Below are 17,816 nucleotides of genomic sequence, written 5' to 3' on the forward strand. Positions count from 1 at the left end.
TCTTCTCCTTAACGTCTGGCAGCGGGCAGTTTCGCCGCCTTGTTTACGTCATACCACCAGGTGTCGAACCCAAGCGAGTAGACGGGGCGAATGCCGGGCATGGAAAACTTATCCCAATAGGCGACGCGATCGGCTGCCATGTACCACATTGGCAGCATGTAAAAGTTCCAGGTCAGCACGCGATCCAGCGCGCGTCCGAGCGGAAGTAACTTCTCTTTGTTTCCCTGCCAGTGGTTGATCTGCCCGATAAGATTATCGACCGCCGGGTTTTTGACACCGGCAGCATTATACGAAGAGTCAATGTATTGCGAGCTCCAGGATATCTGCAAATCGCCGCTCGGCCACGGTTGCGCGCGCCACAGACTCGGCATCATGTCATAGTCGCGGCTGCGCAGACGATTGGTGGCCTGCGAGTTATCGACCTGGCGCACATCCATATTGATGCCAAGCCGAGCAAGGTTGTGCTGAAACGGCAAAACCCACTGCGTATTGCCGCCGGAGGGCAGCAGCAGTTCAAAGGTGAAAGGCTTGCCGGTTTTCGCGTTAACGCGCTGCTGATTTTTCAATATCCAGCCGGATTCAGTGAGCAATTTATCGGCTTTCAGCAGGTTTTCACGGTCATAGCCGTCCGCGTTTGATTTCGCGGGCGAATAAATGGAGGTAAAGACTTCCGGCGGCACTTGCGCTTTTAGCGGCGCGAGAAGCGTCAGTTCATCGGCGTCAGGATAGTTACGCGCCGCATATTCGGTGTTCTGGAAATAGCTGTTGGCGCGACTGTATGCTCCGTAGAACAGCGCTTTGTTCATCCATTCAAAATCAAAGGCCAGCGATACGGCTTCGCGCACGCGGCGATCGCTAAATACCGGACGCGTGGTGTTAAATGCCAGCCAGCGCGTGTCCTGTGCGGAGGTGTTTGGCTGCTCATCTTTAACGATATATCCCCGGCTGAAATTGCTGCCGATATAGCGCGTCGCCCAGTTTTTCGCATCGCCTTCGCTGCGCAGGTCGTAAGCGCCCGCTTTGAAAGCTTCAAACGCCACGTTGTCATCGAGGTAGTAGTCGTAACGAATATTATCGAAATTCCAGCGCCCCCGATTCACCGGCAAATTTGCCGCCCAGTAATCGCGAACGCGGGTATAGGCAATATATTGCCCCATACGCCAGGTGCTGATTCGATAGGGACCGCTGCCCAGCGGCGGCTGGACGAGCGGATCGCTCAGCTTATGATCTTTCCAGAATTTCTCCGGCATAACGGGCAGCGTTAACAGGCTGAGCATGTCCTCTTTACCCGGTTTCGCCAGCACAATACGCACGGTCAGCGGCGAAATGGCTTTGACGGTCGTGCCTTTATAGACCAGGCGGAACTGCGGCACGCCTTCGGTCATAAACTTCTGAAAGGTAAAGGCGACGTCACTGGCGCGGATGGGTGAACCGTCATGAAATATTGCCCGCGGATTGATGCTGATCTCCATCCACGAATAATCATCGGCGTAGCGCGCCATTTCCGCGACCAGCGGGTAATAGCTCCCGGGCTCATCGTCCGAGGTGGTAAACAGGGCGTCGTAGAGCGCTTCAGTGCGCACCGCTGGGTTCCCGCGTAATGCGTAGCGGTTGAAGTTATCAAACGTGCCAATGACGGACAGCGTGACGTTACCGCCTTTAGGCGCGGCGGGATTGACGTAATCAAAATGGGAAAAATTAATCGCGTATTTGGGTTCGCCAATAACGGCAAATGAGTAGCTCTCTTTTATGGTTTGCGCCTGACATGTCAGGCCGACAAAAGCCAGCAATAAAGCTGAAATGCGCACAAACTTCATCCGGTGTGTTCCTTTGACCTGCAACGCGACAGGCTCGCTAACTACTTATCATTGAATAATAAGGGAGGCCTGGTCTGATGTGAAATTATTCACGCTAAAGCATTGTGGTGAACTCTGGCGGATGCCATGCGACAAATTGCTCCAGCGTCAGCGGTCGGCTGAAGAAATAGCCTTGCATATAATGAATGCCGTGTTCGCGTAGCCACCTGGCTTGTTCTGGCGTTTCAACACCTTCGGCAACCGTGAGCATATTTAACCGCTTGGCCAGCGTGAGGACAGCGTCAAGCACCGGCGATGTCACGGTTTCTGTGCCGATGGCGTTAACGAAACCACGGTCGATTTTCAGATAATCAAGCGTAAAGCGTTCCAGATAGATCAATGCACTGTGTCCGGTACCAAAATCGTCGATAGCGATTTCATAACCTTCGTTGCGCAGCGAATCAAACAGTTTGGTCACTTCCGTATAGCGCAGCATATCCCGCTCGGTGATTTCCAGCACGATGTTGAAGTGGTGCGGGGGCAGGGAGTGGGCGAAGTCGCGGATGTCGTCAAGGAAATTGGCGGCATGCAAATGGCCAGGCGCGATATTAACGCCCATTTTTGCGCCCGGCGGGAGCAGTGTTTGTAATACCGGCGCATCACGAGCAATGAGATCAAACAGATGCAATGTCAGCGGCACAATAAGCTGCTGCGCTTCGGCAAAGTGAATAAAAGCGTCAGGCGATATTTCTCCTGCGGTGGGATGCCGCCAGCGCATCAGCACTTCGATACCCGTCACTTTTAAATCTTTCGCGCCGATAACGGGCTGATAAACGACATAAAACTGGTCGCGCTTAATCGCGGTGAGGATCTCTCTGCCGGGGCGCAATTGCGTATTAAGAATGAAGGCACTCAGCAATGCTGCCAGCATGCCAAATGTGGCTCCCAGCAGCGCGGCGAATTGTATATCTTCCGGACGCCACTTTTCTGCGTAGAGATAAAGTGTGATTGGCGAACCTTCAATCCGGGTGGTCAGAAAAGGGGACTGAGGCATATTGCTCAGGTTAATAAGCCCGCTGGAAAACGTGGAGACAGTCCGATCGCCAATACCCAGGGCGATGCCGGTTAGATCCGGCTGCTGCGAGGTGTAAAGCCTGTAGGGTGTCAGATTGATATTCAGCGTAGCGAATACGCCCCGATGATCCAGTAATGGGCTGCGAAACCAGAGTGCAATGGCGGGTTTATCCGGCATCATCGGGGTTCCGGGTAAAAACACCATATCGCTGGTTTTATCGAGATCGATTTCCGGTACCAGATCTTTCATCGCAAGGCTCATCTCGCCGGTGGCCGAGGAGCAAAAGGCGTAGCGATCTTTTACCAGTAAAAAAGCGCGCACGTTCATGCTGAAGGCGGCGCGGGAAGTAAGCTCACTGGCGACGGCGTGGCAATCATTCAGCGTGAGTGGTTGGAGCGATTCGGCAGTGGCGCGGATATCGTTGAGATAGTCCGAAAGCCAGGACTGCATATTAGCCAGCAGCGTATCGTATCGGGCTTCCCGCCGTTGTTGTTCGAACCAAAACTGACAGCCACTCGCGATTAATGCTGAAAACAGACCGATAAGCAGACTGGTCAGCAAAATTTTTCGATTAACGGAAAAATGGCGGGTGAACATGGCGTTGGGCCCATTGTAGGTGCTCGGGGCGGCGTGGTAATAGAGTCGGACTATAACCTGAAAAGATTCGTATAGCATAACGCAGACATAAAAAAACACTGCCGGAGCAGTGTTTTTTTATACTTAACGCCAGCCAAGGGAAAACCAGCATTAAGCAATTAGCTGCGTGTCAGGATGCGTCGCGCTTCATTGTAGCGCTTCTTCCAGTACGGCTCATCCATGCTTGAAATCATGACACCGTTGCTGGTGGAAGCATGAACAAATTGGTTATTACCAATATAAATGCCAACGTGTCGGCCGGTCGAACCCGCGCGGAACAGAACTAAGTCGCCTGTGCGCAAACTGGTGCGCGAGATGGACTTGCCTGTTTCCTGCTGTTCCCAGGTGGAACGCGGCAGTTCTAAACCAAACTGTTCACGGAAGGTGCGCTGCACAAAGCCGGAACAATCGATGCCTTTTTTGGTGTCGCCGCCCAAACGGTAGCGAACGCCTTTCCAGTCAGCATATTGATCCATAATTCGGCCTTTGACGTCCAGATTACGAACCATATTTTCAAATTCATCCTGAGAGGCTTGCAGTGAAGAGTTGTCTTCGCCCACAGCAAGCGTCTCAGAATGCACGTTCTTTGCGGTATTTGTAGAACAAGCTGAAAGCAGAACCGCTACTGCAATCGCGGGTATCGCCCGCACGATATATCTCAAAATCGGCTGAGATTTGACCATGTTGCTTATTTTCCCTTGAAGTCCTTAACGATAAATATCGTTATAAAAAATGCCAACGCAGCGAGATTAATTATCTGAATGCATCGAGACAAATGCTCTGACGTAATTTTGTGGAAGAACGCACAAATTTACGCGCAATGAGAAAAAGAGCACTCTTTGCGACAAGACGAACCGAGGTTACCTGAACATCTTCGGCATGGCGAGCGGTTTTCTTTAATTTTTTATAAGAAATTATGATACAGAAAGTGAATTTTCAGGATTGAATAAAAAATAATCAATTTAGCTTAAATAGCGTGCAAATTGCTCTTTTATAGGCAGATTGGCGTGACGAGAAAATGACAAAATTAGGGAAAAGCCGGGATTACGCATCAGGAATCGAAAACGATCCCTGATGAATGCGTGTTATTGATAATCGAAAGTTGTTTAAATTTTGTTATTTCCGGGCAGGAAATGATCAAAGGCAGAAATAATTTTGTCGCTAAGTGGTGTTAGCAAACACCACGGTAGACCGATCAAAACAGCCGAAAGAGAACCGATAGCAATATCAGTAAACCAGTGTGCGCCAATCATCACGCGCGGGAAGGCGAAAACCACAAAAATAATCAGGGCAACCCCAAACGCTTTTCGGCCAAAATATCGCCACATTACACCAGCAAAAATAAGCAGCATCATGCCGTGATCGCCAGGGAAGCTGTCTTTCGAGGCGTCTTTGGTGGGGAAGTCGAGCAAATCGCTAACCCGGTGAATATCGGTAAAGAACAGCGACGGGCTGGCGCGTTTGACGGGCATCAGATGCTGCGCCAGTTGATTAATCACCACGGCTATCAGCAGCATTGTCAGGCCAGTCATCAGAATACGGCGTCGGCCGGTCGCATCCTCTTTTAACCAGAAAGAGAGCATTAAACAGCCCATCGCCACCAGCGAGCAGGCGTCAAAGGCGCGGTTATTGGTTAGCGCCACCAGCCACAAATAAGCGCGGTTTTCCACCAGACCCTGGTTGAAAAAATGGAACATTGCGGCGTCCAGCGGAAACCAAAAACCGTGGTTAGCGGGTAAGTACCAGGAAATAAATAGCGCCAGTCCTGCGGCGTTCAACAGTAAAATGAGCGGTAAACGAGTTTTCATTACGAGTCTGTCTTCAATTAACACGGCGGCAACGTTAGTGTTACTCACTTAAACGAAGCTTCAACAAAGCGGACTGAAGTGTATTCCAGTCCGCCTCCGAGGCGGTGATCAGTTCAATACGGCTGTCCGGGGGCGCGACGTTTTGCGTTTCGATATGCAGATCCTGCCCCTGGCGGTTAACACGCAGCAACCCTTCCGGAATGCGCATCACCCCTTTAACGCGTTCAACCGGCGCAAGCCGCGCCCACTCCAGCAAACCGATGGTGTCAAACACCGTCTCTTCATCAAAAATCCAGCCACAGGCATGATGGCCCTGACCGCTGTTAAGGCTGCGGCGCCAGCGCTGGTGTGCCGGCAAGCTTAATGCCGCGAGACCTTTTTTCTCGCCATGGGCATGGTTATGCGCGGCACTTGAAGGCAGCTCACGCAGGTTACGGCGAGGAAGATCAAGCAGTGCGCCGTCAATTACGCCCTGGGTCGCGCTAACCTGTAAGCGATCGCCACCAAACTCGGTCCACCACGTCTCCAGTGCCTGCTGGCTCTGCGGCGTGGCGCGATCTTGTTTATTGGCGACAACGACATCTGCCGCCGCTAACTGGTCGCGAAAGTTTTCGTTGGTAAGTGCTTTTTCATCCAGTAACTGGCGGGGATCGAGCAAGCAGAGCGTTGCGCGCAGGTCTATCCACGGCTCATACACCGGCGCGGTGAGCATATCGAGGATCTGTTTTGGGTGGCCCAGGCCTGTCGGTTCAATCAATAAGCGGTCAGGTTTCCCCTGGCGCAGCAATGTATTGAGACCCACCTGCATCGGCAGGCCATTCACGCAGCACATACAGCCGCCCGGGATCTCTTTAAGCAGCGCACCGCTGTCAGCCAGCAGCGCGCCATCAATGCCGACTTCACCAAATTCATTCACCAGCACGGCCCATTTTTCCTGCGGGTCTTTATTGGCCAGCAAATGCAAAATCGACGTGGTTTTGCCGCTTCCGAGAAAGCCGGTGATGAGGTTGGTTTTGGTCACAAGTGCTCCAGGCGTCAACGAAATGTAAGGGTGACTGACGATCCTGGCGAAAAAAGTGCGAAAAGAGAAGGGCGCGGACGGCGTAAAAGCACTAACCGTCCGCTTAAGTAGCAGAAATTGTTAATTATCGAGTGCGCGCTTCACCGCAGCATGCGCACCTTCGGTGGTGAGCGTCTGCCATGCGCGATTAATGGCATTAACAAACGTCGGGTTGTGCGGCAGGTCGCTACCGAAAATCTCTTTCAGTGTCAGCAGGGCCGTTACGCGTTCATCGACGCTGCTGGTTTCAACAATCGCGTGAATTTTATCCGCCAGCGGATCGCGAATATCAATGCTGTTACCGGCGTCATCCACGCCGCTGACATAGCGCATCCAGCCCGCAATGCCCAGCGCTAACAGCGGCCACGGCGTTTCGCGTTGCAAATGCACCCGAACACCATCCAGCATACGCTGCGGCAGCTTCTGGCTGCCATCCATGGCGATTTGCCAGGTACGGTGCTTCAGCGCCGGGTTTGAAAAACGGTCGATCAGGCTATCGGCATAAGCGGTGAGATCAACGCCGGTAATGCGCAGCGTCGGGGCTTGTTCCTGGAGCATCAGGCGGCGCACTGCCGTGCGGAAGACGTCATCCTGCATGCAATCATTAATATGCGCGAAGCCTGCCTGGTAGCCGAGATAGGCCAGAAAAGAGTGGCTGCCATTAAGCATGCGTAACTTCATCTGCTCCCACGGCTGTACATCCTGAACCAGTTGTACGCCGGCCACTTCCCATTCGGGACGTCCGGCGACGAAATTATCCTCAATTACCCACTGAATGAACGGCTCACAACTGATGGCGCACGGATCAAATATGCCCAGCGCTTCGCCAATTTCCGCCAGTGATTCATCTGTTGCCGCCGGAACAATGCGATCCACCATGGTGGCCGGAAAGCTCACATTCTCCTCTATCCACTGCGCCAGTTCCGGTGAGCGGGTTTGCGCCATTCCGAGTACGGCATTTTTAACAATATGACCATTATCGGGAATATTATCGCAGGAGAGCACGGTAAAGGGCGGCAGCCCGCGTTCACGGCGACGGGAGAGTGCTTCAACCAGAATCCCTGGCGCTGAATGCGGTTCGCCCGGATGCTGGAGATCGTGTGCGATGCGCGGCTGCTGCAGATCCAGTTTGCCGCTGGCAGGATCGATGCAATAGCCTTTTTCGGTAATCGTCAGGGAAACAATCGCCACTTGCGGTTCGCAAAATTTTTCAATGATGGCGGGCAGAGAATCAAGTTTCGCGTTCAGACATTCGTTCACCGCACCAATGATTATCGGCTGGTTCCCCTCCGCCCCTTTTTCCAGCACGGTGTATAAATGATCCTGCTCGCGTAACTGAGACATGAGCATATCGCCGCTGAACAGGCTGATTTCACAGATCCCCCAATCGCCACCTTGCGCGTTCAGCACCCGGTTGGTCAGCAGCGCCTGATGCGCGCGATGAAATGCGCCAAAACCAAAGTGCACAATTCGCGAGCGCAGTTGTGTGCGGTCATACTGGGGTTGCTGCACGCTGGCGGGCAGCGTTACGGAGGCGATTGTCTTCATCTATATACACCTGATTAACCAATAATTAACAATGTGCAGTGTAAAGTTATATGACAGCAAAAAGAATTGGTATGCCGTAATTATCCGGGGAATGTGAGCTGGATCAATCATTGCTGTGGGAAGATTTGACCGCTGCAATTAAGCATGTATGGTAGTCGTCATATGTTTGTGTGTATTGGTATAACAACTTTGTAGAGGGTAAGGCAATGGAACAAACCTGGCGTTGGTATGGACCGAACGATCCGGTGTCGCTTGATGATGTGCGTCAGGCAGGCGCGACGGGCGTCGTGACCGCACTGCACCATATCCCGAACGGCCAGGTCTGGCCGGTTGACGAGATCAAAGCGCGTCAGGCGCTGCTGGCGGAAAAAGGGCTGGTCTGGTCGGTGGTCGAAAGTATTCCGGTGCATGAAGATATTAAAACTCATACCGGGCAGTACGATACCTTGATTGCCAACTATCAGCAGAGCATCCGCAATCTGGCAGCCTGCGGCATTGATACCGTGTGCTACAACTTTATGCCAATCCTCGACTGGACGCGTACCGATCTGGAATATGAACTGCCGGATGGTTCCAAAGCGCTGCGTTTTGACCAGATTGCTTTTGCCGCGTTCGAGCTGCATATCCTGAAGCGCAAAGGCGCAGAAGCTGATTACAGCGAAGAAGAGCAGCGCCAGGCGCAGGCCTACTTCAACGCCATGACGGAAGCGGAAGTGGAAAAGCTGACACGCAATATCATTGCTGGTCTGCCGGGCGCTGAAGAGGGGTATACCCTGGAGCAGTTCCATGCGCGCCTTGCTGAATATGACGGTATCGACAAAGCGCAACTGCGCGAAAACATGGCCTATTTCCTGCGCGCTATCGTGCCGGTTGCGCAGGAAGTGGGTGTGCGTATGGCGGTTCACCCGGACGATCCGCCGCGCCCGATCCTCGGCCTGCCGCGTATCGTTTCTACGCTTGAAGATATGCAGTGGCTGAAAGAAGCGGTAGACAGCATCAATAACGGTTTCACCATGTGCACAGGTTCATACGGTGTGCGTGCAGATAACGACTTAGTGCGGATGATCGAGACGTTTGGCGATCGCATTCACTTTACGCACCTGCGTTCCACCTGCCGCGAAGATAACCCGAAAACGTTCCATGAAGCCGCGCATTTGCAGGGTGATGTGGATATGGTGTCGGTGGTTGCCGCCATTCTGACCGAAGAGCAGCGCCGCAAGAAAGCCGGTGATTTGCGCCCGATCCCGTTCCGCCCGGATCACGGCCACCAGATGCTTGACGATCTGCGTAAGAAAACCAACCCTGGTTACTCGGCGATTGGTCGCCTGAAAGGGATGGCGGAAGTGCGCGGCGTTGAGCTGGCGCTGAAGAAAACGTTGTTCCGCGATCTGTTGTAATTTGATTTATCGTTGGAAAATAAAAAGCCACTTCAATGAAGTGGCTTTTTTCATGCATCACGCTTATCAGTCGGCGCGGCCCATATAGCGGCGCTCTTCGATATGAATACGGATTTTCTCGCCGGTGGTCAGGTATTCCGGCACCTGAACAACCAGACCGGTGGTCAAGGTTGCCGGTTTGGTGCGCGAGCTGGCGGAAGCGCCTTTGATACCCGGTGCGGTTTCCACAATTTCCAGATCCACCGTCTGCGGCAGTTCAAGGGCCAGCAACTGGCCGTCCCACAGTAGAACCTGCATATCCGGCATACCGCCTTCCGGAATAAACAGCAGCTCTTCTTCAATCTGCTCTTTATTGAAGGTATACGGCGTGTAATCTTCTTTATCCATAAACACGTATTCGTTGCCGTCAACATAAGAGAAGTCGACAAAACGACGGTTCAGGGTCACGGTATCAAGGATATCGTCGCCTTTAAAACGCTCTTCCACTTTCAGCCCGGTGCGGACATCGGAAAAACGCATTTTGTAGAGCGTTGCCGCGCCACGGGCGCTCGGTGACTGAATATCAATATCTTTCACAATCAGCAGCTTGCCGTTGTAATTCAGCACCATACCTTTTTTAATTTCGTTCGCTCTTGGCATTGCAAGGGTCCTGTAAATTGAAAATAACAAAAATATCGCGACAAACTACTCGCGAGGGCCTTTTCAGGCAAGTGGAATCGGAGAGTTTTGCGTTCACAGGGCAAAAGATGGTAGCTTGCGCCCTGCACGCGCAGCCCCGCGCGCCTGATAATCGAGAACGTTTATGGAATGCCGCCCGGACTGTGGAGCCTGCTGTACCGCCCCGTCCATCAGTAGCCCGATACCCGGCATGCCTGACGGGAAGCCCGCTAATACGCCCTGCGTTCAGCTCGACGCGCAAAAGCGCTGCAAAATCTTCGGCTCGCCGCTGCGCCCAAAAGTGTGCGCCGGGCTGCAACCGAGCCGTGACATGTGTGGCGCAAACCGCGAGCAGGCGATGGTTTATCTGCTCGATCTTGAGCAGCAAACCGCGCCTTAAATATCTTTTATCCGGCTCAGGCAAACCTGCGTAACCAGCGTCATCGCCAGCGCAATCCAGAACACCGCGTGATAACTCCAGATCTCTGCCACCACGCCAGCCAGCGAACCGGCGATGATCCAGCCGACGCGCGTGGTATTAGTATAAAGGGTGGTGGCTGAACCCGCCTGGCCAGGCATCAAATCCTGAAAATAGAGCATGCCAATCCCGGCGAGAATACCGATATAAACCGCGTTCAGCAGCTGCAAAACAAGCAATACCACGGGCGTGTGCACCGTCAGCATTCCGGCATAAAAGAAGATGCCCGCCACGGCGCTAACGCGCATCAGAAAGCGTTTGCCGAAACGCTTTGCGTAATACCCGGCAATTAGCATAGTGGGAATTTCCAGCCCAGCCGCAGTACCCATCATCACGCCGGCCAGTTTCTCCGGCAGATGCAGCTCATCAATAATGAACAGCGGCATATTAATAATATAAAGGCTGTTGGTGCCCCACATCAGCGTACAAATCACGAACAGCAGCAGCGCATCGCGGCGGTGAGTACGTGGGGCTTCTAATACCGCCGATTTCAGCTTTGGCTCTTTACGCATGGTTGGCAGGAACAGCCACACCATTGCGCCGCAGACAATAAAGGCTGCCGCTGCGCACAAATACATGGTGGAAAAACCGAAACCCATCGCCAGCGCGTAGGCCAGCGGCGGGCCAATCACCCACGCCAGGGAGACTTGCGCGCGCAGTATCGAACTGAACATCACGGCTTCACGCCCGGTGCGATCCGCATGCTCGCGCGCAAGGGCAAACATTTGCGGGTTCGCTGTTGAGCCGAAACTGCTGAGGAAAACCCCAACAAACAGCAAAACAAAGTAGTTACGGTTCCAGGCGAACAGCACACAAGCCAGTACGCCGAGCAGGCAACAGAACACAATCAGCGTTTTGCGATCGCCCTTGCGATCGGAGCGTCCGGCAAGAAACTGGCTCACCAGAATGCCTATCACCGCGCTGCCGGTAAAAAAGAAGCCCACCATCGCCGGGCGAACGTGAACTTCATTGGTTAAAAACAGGCTCAGCGTCGGTGTTTGTAGCGCACCGGCAATCCCCGTTAAAAAGGCGACAATCAGGAATGCCGTTGAGGTGAAATCAAAAGCACCGGGGCGAGCAGCGGCGGGAGAATTTTGCATGTTAAATGAGATCCAATAGCGAGACGCGGAGTGTACGCCGCTGCATGAAAAAAACACAGCCTGCTAAGTAAAATTTGCGACAAAAAATCCAAATCTCTTTCCGGGGTTTTTATTAAGGCTGACGAAAGCTGAAAGTGGATTGCTGAACAGAAAGTTTGCTTCAGCAAATTTGCCTTACGCGCGGACGAAATGTGCTGAACCTCAAAATTCTGCAACGCCAAATAAGAGAATTCTTGCTTACAGAACAAAAAAAGTGAATGCTCCTTGAAACGTTTCAGCGTCATCGCGTTATGTCTGAACAACGGCGGTGACGCACTATTTCTCAACCTAGCTGAAACGATTCAAGTCAGCGAGAGAGGGTCACATGTTCCAGTTATCCGTTCAGGACATCCATCCAGGCCAGCAGGCCGGCAATAAAGAAGACGCTATCCGCCAGATTGCGGCGGCACTGGTAGCAGCAGGCAACGTCGCGGACGGTTACGTCGACGGTATGCTGGCGCGCGAAGGGCAAACGTCCACGTATCTTGGCAATGGTATTGCCATTCCGCACGGCACCACCGACACGCGCGATCAGGTGCTGAAAACCGGTGTGAAAGTCTTCCAGTTCCCGCAGGGCATCCTCTGGAGCGAAGGACAGGTGGCGTATGTCGCCATCGGTATCGCCGCCAGCTCCGATGAACATCTCGGCCTGCTGCGTCAGCTGACGCATGTGCTGAGCGATGACTCCGTAGCCGCACAATTGCAGTCCGCCACCTCTGCTGAAGAGCTGCGCGCACTGCTGATGGGCGAAAAACTGAGCGCATCACTCAAGCTGGATAATGAAACCTTAACGCTCGATGTTGCCGCCAGCGATCTGACGACGCTGCAAGCGCTGAACGCCGCGCGCCTGAAAGAAGCGGGTGCCGTTGACGCTGCGTATGTTACCCGCGCCATTAACGAGAAACCGCTGAACCTGGGCCAGGGCATTTGGCTGAACGACAGTGCTGAAGGCAATTTGCTGAGTGCTGTTGCGGTGAGCCGTGCTGCCACCCCGTTTGAGGTGGACGGTGAGCGTGCGGCGCTGCTGGTCAGCGTTGCCATGACCGATGAACAGCCAGTCGCGGTACTCAAGCGTCTTAGCGATCTACTGCTTAACAATAAAGCCAACCTGCTGCTGAATGCCGACGCCGCCACGCTGCTGGCGTTGCTGAGCAGTGACGATGCGGTGGCGGAAGACCTGCTGAGCGAGGAGTTTGTCGTGCGTAACGAACACGGTTTGCACGCGCGTCCGGGCACCATGCTGGTCAACACCATCAAGCAATTTAACAGTGAAATTACTGTCACCAACCTTGACGGTACTGGCAAACCCGCTAATGGACGTAGTCTGATGAAAGTTGTTGCACTTGGCGTGAAGAAAGGACACCGCCTGCGTTTCACCGCGCAGGGTGATGATGCTGAACAGGCGCTGAAAGCGATTGGCGAAGCCATCGCTGCGGGTCTGGGGGAGGGCGCATAAATGAGCAGACGTGTCGCTACGATTACCCTTAATCCGGCCTATGATCTGGTGGGTTTCACCCCGGAAATTGAACGTGGTGAAGTTAACCTTGTGCGTACCACTGGCCTGCATGCCGCGGGCAAAGGGATCAACGTCGCAAAAGTGCTGAAAGACCTTGGTATTGACGTCACCGTGGGTGGCTTCCTCGGTAAAGATAACCAGGACGGCTTTCAGCAGCTGTTCAGTGAGCTGGGCATTGCCAACCGTTTTCAGGTGGTGCAGGGGCGTACTCGCATCAACGTGAAGCTGACGGAAAAAGATGGCGAAGTAACGGACTTTAACTTCTCCGGTTTTGAAGTCACCCCGGCTGACTGGGAACGCTTTGTTAACGATTCGCTGACCTGGCTTGGTCAGTTCGATATGGTTTGCGTGAGCGGTAGCCTGCCGTCCGGCGTCAGCCCGGAAGCCTTTACGGACTGGATGACGCGCCTGCGTAGCCAGTGCCCGTGCATTATCTTCGACAGCAGCCGCGACGCGCTGGTAGCCGGTCTGAAAGCCGCGCCGTGGCTGGTGAAACCGAACCGCCGTGAGCTGGAAATCTGGGCGGGCCGTAAATTGCCAGACTTGAAGGACGTTATTGAAGCCGCCCATGCGCTTCGCGAGCAGGGGATCGCCCATGTGGTGATTTCACTGGGCGCAGAAGGCGCGCTGTGGGTTAACGCTTCGGGCGAATGGATCGCCAAACCGCCGTCAATGGAAGTGGTAAGCACCGTTGGCGCAGGGGATTCAATGGTCGGTGGGCTGATTTACGGTCTGCTGATGCGTGAATCCAGTGAACATACATTACGCCTGGCCACCGCTGTTGCTGCACTGGCGGTAAGTCAGAGTAACGTAGGTATTACCGATCGTACCCAGTTAGCCGCGATGATGGCGCGAGTTGACTTAAAACCCTTCAACTAACAGCAGGAGAGGCATAATGAAAACGCTGCTGATAATCGACTCCGAACTCGGGCAGGCCCGCGCCTATATGGCGAAGACCTTGCTGGGCGCGGCGGCGCAGAAAGCAAATCTGCAATTTATTGATAACCCAGGCGAAGCTGAACTGGCTATCGTGCTGGGTAGCAAGCTGCCAGGCGACAGTGCGCTGGACGGGAAAAAGGTCTGGCTGGGCGATATCAATCGCGCAGTCGCCCACCCGGAACTGTTCCTGAGCGAAGCGAAAAACCACGCATCAGCGTACGTCGCGCCTGCTGCAGCGGCGACAGCCGTGACCAGCAATGGCCCGAAACGCATTGTTGCGGTCACTGCCTGCCCGACAGGCGTGGCGCACACCTTTATGGCGGCGGAAGCTATCGAAACCGAAGCGAAAAAACGCGGCTGGTGGGTGAAAGTGGAAACCCGTGGCTCCGTGGGTGCCGGCAATGCCATCACTGCGGAAGAGGTTGCGCAGGCGGATCTGGTGGTGGTTGCCGCTGACATCGAAGTCGACCTGGCGAAATTTGCCGGTAAACCGATGTACCGCACAACAACGGGTCTGGCGCTGAAGAAAACCGCGCAAGAGCTGGATAAAGCTGTCGCGGAAGCGAAGCCTTATCAGCCGTCGGGTAAACCCTCTGCTGACGCTGCTGAAGGTAAGAAAGAGAGCGCGGGCGCATACCGTCACCTGCTGACGGGCGTTTCCTACATGCTACCGATGGTGGTGGCGGGTGGTCTGTTAATTGCGCTCTCCTTCGCATTCGGTATTACCGCGTTTAAAGAAGAAGGCACGCTGGCGGCTGCGCTGATGAAAATCGGTGGTGGTTCAGCCTTTGCCCTGATGGTGCCGGTGCTGGCGGGCTTTATCGCGTTCTCCATCGCCGACCGTCCGGGTCTGACCCCGGGTCTTATCGGCGGTATGCTGGCGGTAAGTACCGGTTCGGGTTTTATCGGCGGTATTATTGCCGGTTTCCTCGCGGGTTACCTGGCGAAAGGCATCAGTAAAGGCCTGAAGCTGCCGCCGAGTATGGAAGCGCTGAAACCGATTCTGATCATTCCGCTGGTTTCCAGCCTGATTGTTGGTCTGGCGATGATTTACCTGATCGGGACGCCGGTAGCGAAAATCCTGGCGAGCCTGACCTCCTGGCTGCAAACCATGGGCACGGCTAACGCCGTCCTGCTGGGCGCAATCCTCGGCGGCATGATGTGTACCGACATGGGTGGCCCGGTCAACAAAGCGGCATATGCCTTTGGTGTGGGTCTGCTGAGTACGCAAACTTACGCACCGATGGCGGCGATTATGGCTGCCGGTATGGTGCCGCCGCTGGCGATGGGGCTGGCGACCATTGTTGCCCGCAACAAGTTCGACAAAGGTCAACGTGAAGGGGGTAAAGCGGCGCTGGTACTGGGTCTGTGCTTTATCTCTGAAGGGGCTATCCCGTTCGCCGCCCGCGACCCGATGCGTGTTCTGCCGTGCTGTATCGCCGGCGGCGCGCTGACCGGTGCTATCTCCATGGCGATTGGTGCGAAACTGATGGCACCGCACGGTGGTCTGTTTGTGCTGCTGATCCCAGGCGCTATCACGCCGGTACTGGGCTACCTGCTCTCTATCGTCGCGGGTACGCTGCTGGCGGGTCTGGTGTATGCCTTCCTGAAACGGCCAGAAACAGAAGCCGTAGCGAAAGTAGCATAAGAAATTGCCGACATCCGGGAAATGAGAAGGGCCGCTTAGCGGCCCTTTTTTTATGCGGTGGCTTCAGCGGTTTGCTGCGCCTTCAGCCAGGCAATCTCTTCGGCCCAGATATCCGGATTAATGGTTTCCAGGATCATAGGAATGCCATCGAAACGTGCGTCACGCATGATCCAGCGAAACGCGTCATGCCCGATATTCCCTTCGCCGAGGCTGTGGTGGCGGTCAACGCGGCTACCAAAAGTACTTTTGGCATCGTTCAGATGCATACCGCGCAGATACTGGAAACCGACCACACGCTCGAATTCCGCGAAGGTGTCTGCCGTGGCTTGTTCTGTGCGCAAATCATAGCCTGCGGCAAACGCATGACAGGTATCAATGCACACACCGACGCGGGATTTGTCTTCCACACCGTCAATAATCGCCGCCAGATGCTCGAACTTAAACCCCAGATTGCTGCCCTGACCGGCGGTGTTTTCAATCACGGCGGTGACGCCTTCGGTTTGCGCCAGCGCAATGTTGATGGACTCGGCAATTCTTGCCAGGCATTTATCTTCGGGGATCTGCATTAAGTGGCTACCCGGATGGAAGTTCAGCAGCGTCAGCCCCAGTTGCTGGCAACGGCTCAGCTCATCAATAAATGCGTCGCGAGATTTTTCCAGCGCCTCGGCCACCGGGTGACCCAGGTTAATCAGGTAGCTGTCGTGCGGCAGGATCTGACCGGGTGTGAAGTGGTATTTTTCGCAGGCGGCTTTGAATTCGTCGATGGTTTCTGGACTCAGCGGCGCGGCCCGCCACTGGCGCTGGTTTTTGGTAAACAGCGCAAAGGCGGTCGCGCCAATCTCAGCCGCGCGAATGGCGGCATTTGCCACGCCGCCGGAGGCGCTCACATGCGCACCAATGTATTTCATAAAAACTCCTGTTAAACCCGCCAGGGGAAAACGCTCATCATAGCGGGTCAACAGGGCAGAGATGTAGTGGTTTATGCCATCAGGTGATGAACCGCCAGGTTAATGGCACCGCCGCCGACAATCAGCCAGACAAACAGAATCAGCCCCATGACCAGCGGTTTTGCCCCGGCATTCTTCAGCGCGCTGACGTGTGTGGTCAATCCCAGCGCCGCCATCGCCATCGCCAGCAGCAGCGTATCCAGCGTGTTCAGCATGTCCACCATCGATGCTGGCAGCAGATGAAACGAGTTAAACACCGCGACAGCCACAAAGCCCAGCGCAAACCACGGGATCGTCAGCTTGCTTTTTTCTGCGCCTTGCTGCGGGCTGAGCTGTTTGATACGTGCCGCCAGCAGCACTAAAAACGGTGCCAGCATCATCACGCGCAGCATTTTGGCAATCACGGCGGCATTTTCCGTTTCCGGGCTGATGGCGTGTCCGGCGGCAACCACTTGCGCCACTTCATGTACCGTTGAACCCACCCAGATGCCATAGGTTTCCGGGCTGAACCAGTGTCCAACCAGCGGGTAGAGCGCCGGGTAAATAAAGATTGCCAGCGTGCCGAAAATCACGACAGTGGCGACCGCAACGGTCACTTTACTGGCTTCCGCTTTGACCACTGGTTCGGTTGCCAGCACGGCTGCCGCACCGCAAATACTGCTGCCTGCGCCAATCAGCCAGCTGGTTTTTTTATCCAGCCCGAACACTTTTTGCCCAAGAAAACAGGCCAGCAAAAAAGTACTGGATAGCGTCAGCACATCGATGGCGATTCCACTGACCCCAACATCGGCAATTTGCGAAAACGTCAGGCGAAAGCCATAAAGAATAATCCCCAGCCGTAACAGATGCTGTTTGGCGAACAGCACGCCGCTGTCGCAACGATGATGCCAGGCGGGGTAGAGCGTGTTGCCAAGCAGCATGCCGATAAGAATGGCCAGCGTTAAGGCGCTCAACCCAAGACCTGCGACGGAAGGCATCGAGCCAAGCCATAATGCGACGGCGGTAATCAGGCCGGTCAACAGCAAGCCAGGAATAAAATGCCAGGCCGGATGGTGTCGAGTCTGTAACGTGATTTCTGTCATAACCTTCTCCTTTCAATGGAGAAAAGGTTAAGGTGAACTGGTTTAAAGGTAAAATTGATTATATATTTATAATCAATCTTTATAAGTGGT

Annotated in this window: 15 protein-coding genes; 5 read left to right on the forward strand and 10 right to left on the reverse strand. The window is 54.2% G+C overall.

Going from position 1 to position 17,816, the window contains the following annotated elements; genetic code table 11:
* Positions 1 to 8: 8 nt before the first annotated feature.
* From JKP81_RS01800 to JKP81_RS01825, 6 genes are all read right to left on the reverse strand, one after another.
* The gene (locus tag JKP81_RS01800) at positions 9 to 1,817 is read right to left on the reverse strand and encodes an extracellular solute-binding protein (protein WP_200550386.1); all 1,809 of its coding nucleotides are present in this window, start codon (positions 1,815 to 1,817) and stop codon (positions 9 to 11) included.
* A 94-nt stretch (positions 1,818 to 1,911) separates the two neighbouring features.
* Positions 1,912 to 3,468, reverse strand: coding sequence for a cyclic di-GMP phosphodiesterase (locus tag JKP81_RS01805; RefSeq protein WP_200550387.1), 1,557 nt, complete (start codon positions 3,466 to 3,468; stop codon positions 1,912 to 1,914).
* A 158-nt stretch (positions 3,469 to 3,626) separates the two neighbouring features.
* Positions 3,627 to 4,190 (reverse strand): bifunctional murein DD-endopeptidase/murein LD-carboxypeptidase, encoded by a 564-nt coding sequence (gene mepS, locus JKP81_RS01810; RefSeq protein WP_017458539.1) that lies wholly within the window; start codon positions 4,188 to 4,190, stop codon positions 3,627 to 3,629.
* Positions 4,191 to 4,613: 423 nt separating this feature from the next.
* A complete protein-coding gene (locus JKP81_RS01815) occupies positions 4,614 to 5,315 on the reverse strand; it encodes a phosphatase PAP2 family protein (protein WP_200550388.1) in 702 nt (233 codons plus the stop codon).
* A 40-nt stretch (positions 5,316 to 5,355) separates the two neighbouring features.
* On the reverse strand, positions 5,356 to 6,336 hold the full coding sequence (locus JKP81_RS01820) for a GTP-binding protein (RefSeq protein ID WP_200550389.1): 981 nt from the start codon (positions 6,334 to 6,336) through the stop codon (positions 5,356 to 5,358).
* 120 nt (positions 6,337 to 6,456) lie between these two features.
* Positions 6,457 to 7,923 carry a mannitol dehydrogenase family protein gene (locus tag JKP81_RS01825; protein ID WP_200550390.1) on the reverse strand — a complete coding sequence of 489 codons (1,467 nt, stop codon included), beginning with the start codon at positions 7,921 to 7,923 and terminating at the stop codon, positions 6,457 to 6,459.
* A 206-nt stretch (positions 7,924 to 8,129) separates the two neighbouring features.
* Between JKP81_RS01825 and uxuA the strand changes: the two genes are divergently transcribed.
* Positions 8,130 to 9,320 (forward strand): mannonate dehydratase, encoded by a 1,191-nt coding sequence (gene uxuA / locus JKP81_RS01830; RefSeq protein WP_200550391.1) that lies wholly within the window; start codon positions 8,130 to 8,132, stop codon positions 9,318 to 9,320.
* Positions 9,321 to 9,386: 66 nt separating this feature from the next.
* Here uxuA and yeiP read toward each other — a convergent pair whose 3' ends face one another.
* Complete coding sequence (yeiP, locus tag JKP81_RS01835) at positions 9,387 to 9,959, reverse strand: elongation factor P-like protein YeiP (RefSeq protein ID WP_017458534.1); 573 nt, start codon at positions 9,957 to 9,959, stop codon at positions 9,387 to 9,389.
* Between the two features lie 163 nt (positions 9,960 to 10,122).
* On the opposite strand from yeiP, the gene JKP81_RS01840 reads away from it, so the two are divergent.
* Positions 10,123 to 10,377, forward strand: a complete 255-nt coding sequence (locus JKP81_RS01840; RefSeq protein ID WP_017458533.1) for a YkgJ family cysteine cluster protein — start codon at positions 10,123 to 10,125, stop codon at positions 10,375 to 10,377.
* Here the strand turns inward: JKP81_RS01840 and setB are convergent.
* Positions 10,374 to 11,555: a sugar efflux transporter SetB gene (gene setB / locus JKP81_RS01845; protein ID WP_200550392.1), complete on the reverse strand. Its 1,182-nt coding sequence runs from the start codon at positions 11,553 to 11,555 to the stop codon at positions 10,374 to 10,376. The two genes, JKP81_RS01840 and setB, sit on opposite strands and share 4 nt — an antisense overlap.
* A 364-nt stretch (positions 11,556 to 11,919) precedes the next feature.
* On the opposite strand from setB, the gene fruB reads away from it, so the two are divergent.
* From fruB to fruA, 3 genes are read left to right on the forward strand one after another with little or no spacing between them, the layout of a single operon-like run.
* On the forward strand, positions 11,920 to 13,050 hold the full coding sequence (gene fruB / locus JKP81_RS01850; protein ID WP_200550393.1) for a fused PTS fructose transporter subunit IIA/HPr protein: 1,131 nt from the start codon (positions 11,920 to 11,922) through the stop codon (positions 13,048 to 13,050).
* Positions 13,051 to 13,989 carry a 1-phosphofructokinase gene (gene fruK, locus JKP81_RS01855; protein ID WP_017458530.1) on the forward strand — a complete coding sequence of 313 codons (939 nt, stop codon included), beginning with the start codon at positions 13,051 to 13,053 and terminating at the stop codon, positions 13,987 to 13,989.
* Between the two features lie 16 nt (positions 13,990 to 14,005).
* Positions 14,006 to 15,697 carry a PTS fructose transporter subunit IIBC gene (gene fruA / locus JKP81_RS01860; RefSeq protein ID WP_200550394.1) on the forward strand — a complete coding sequence of 564 codons (1,692 nt, stop codon included), beginning with the start codon at positions 14,006 to 14,008 and terminating at the stop codon, positions 15,695 to 15,697.
* A gap of 50 nt (positions 15,698 to 15,747) precedes the next feature.
* Here fruA and nfo read toward each other — a convergent pair whose 3' ends face one another.
* Together nfo and JKP81_RS01870 are read right to left on the reverse strand one after the other, a co-directional pair.
* The gene (gene nfo / locus JKP81_RS01865) at positions 15,748 to 16,605 is read right to left on the reverse strand and encodes a deoxyribonuclease IV (RefSeq protein ID WP_200550395.1); all 858 of its coding nucleotides are present in this window, start codon (positions 16,603 to 16,605) and stop codon (positions 15,748 to 15,750) included.
* A gap of 71 nt (positions 16,606 to 16,676) precedes the next feature.
* Positions 16,677 to 17,726 (reverse strand): YeiH family putative sulfate export transporter, encoded by a 1,050-nt coding sequence (locus JKP81_RS01870; RefSeq protein WP_200550396.1) that lies wholly within the window; start codon positions 17,724 to 17,726, stop codon positions 16,677 to 16,679.
* Positions 17,727 to 17,816: the final 90 nt, after the last annotated feature.

This window comes from Kosakonia sp. LAM2021, assembly GCF_016620385.1.
GTDB classification, from domain to species: Bacteria; Pseudomonadota; Gammaproteobacteria; order Enterobacterales; family Enterobacteriaceae; genus Kosakonia; species Kosakonia sacchari.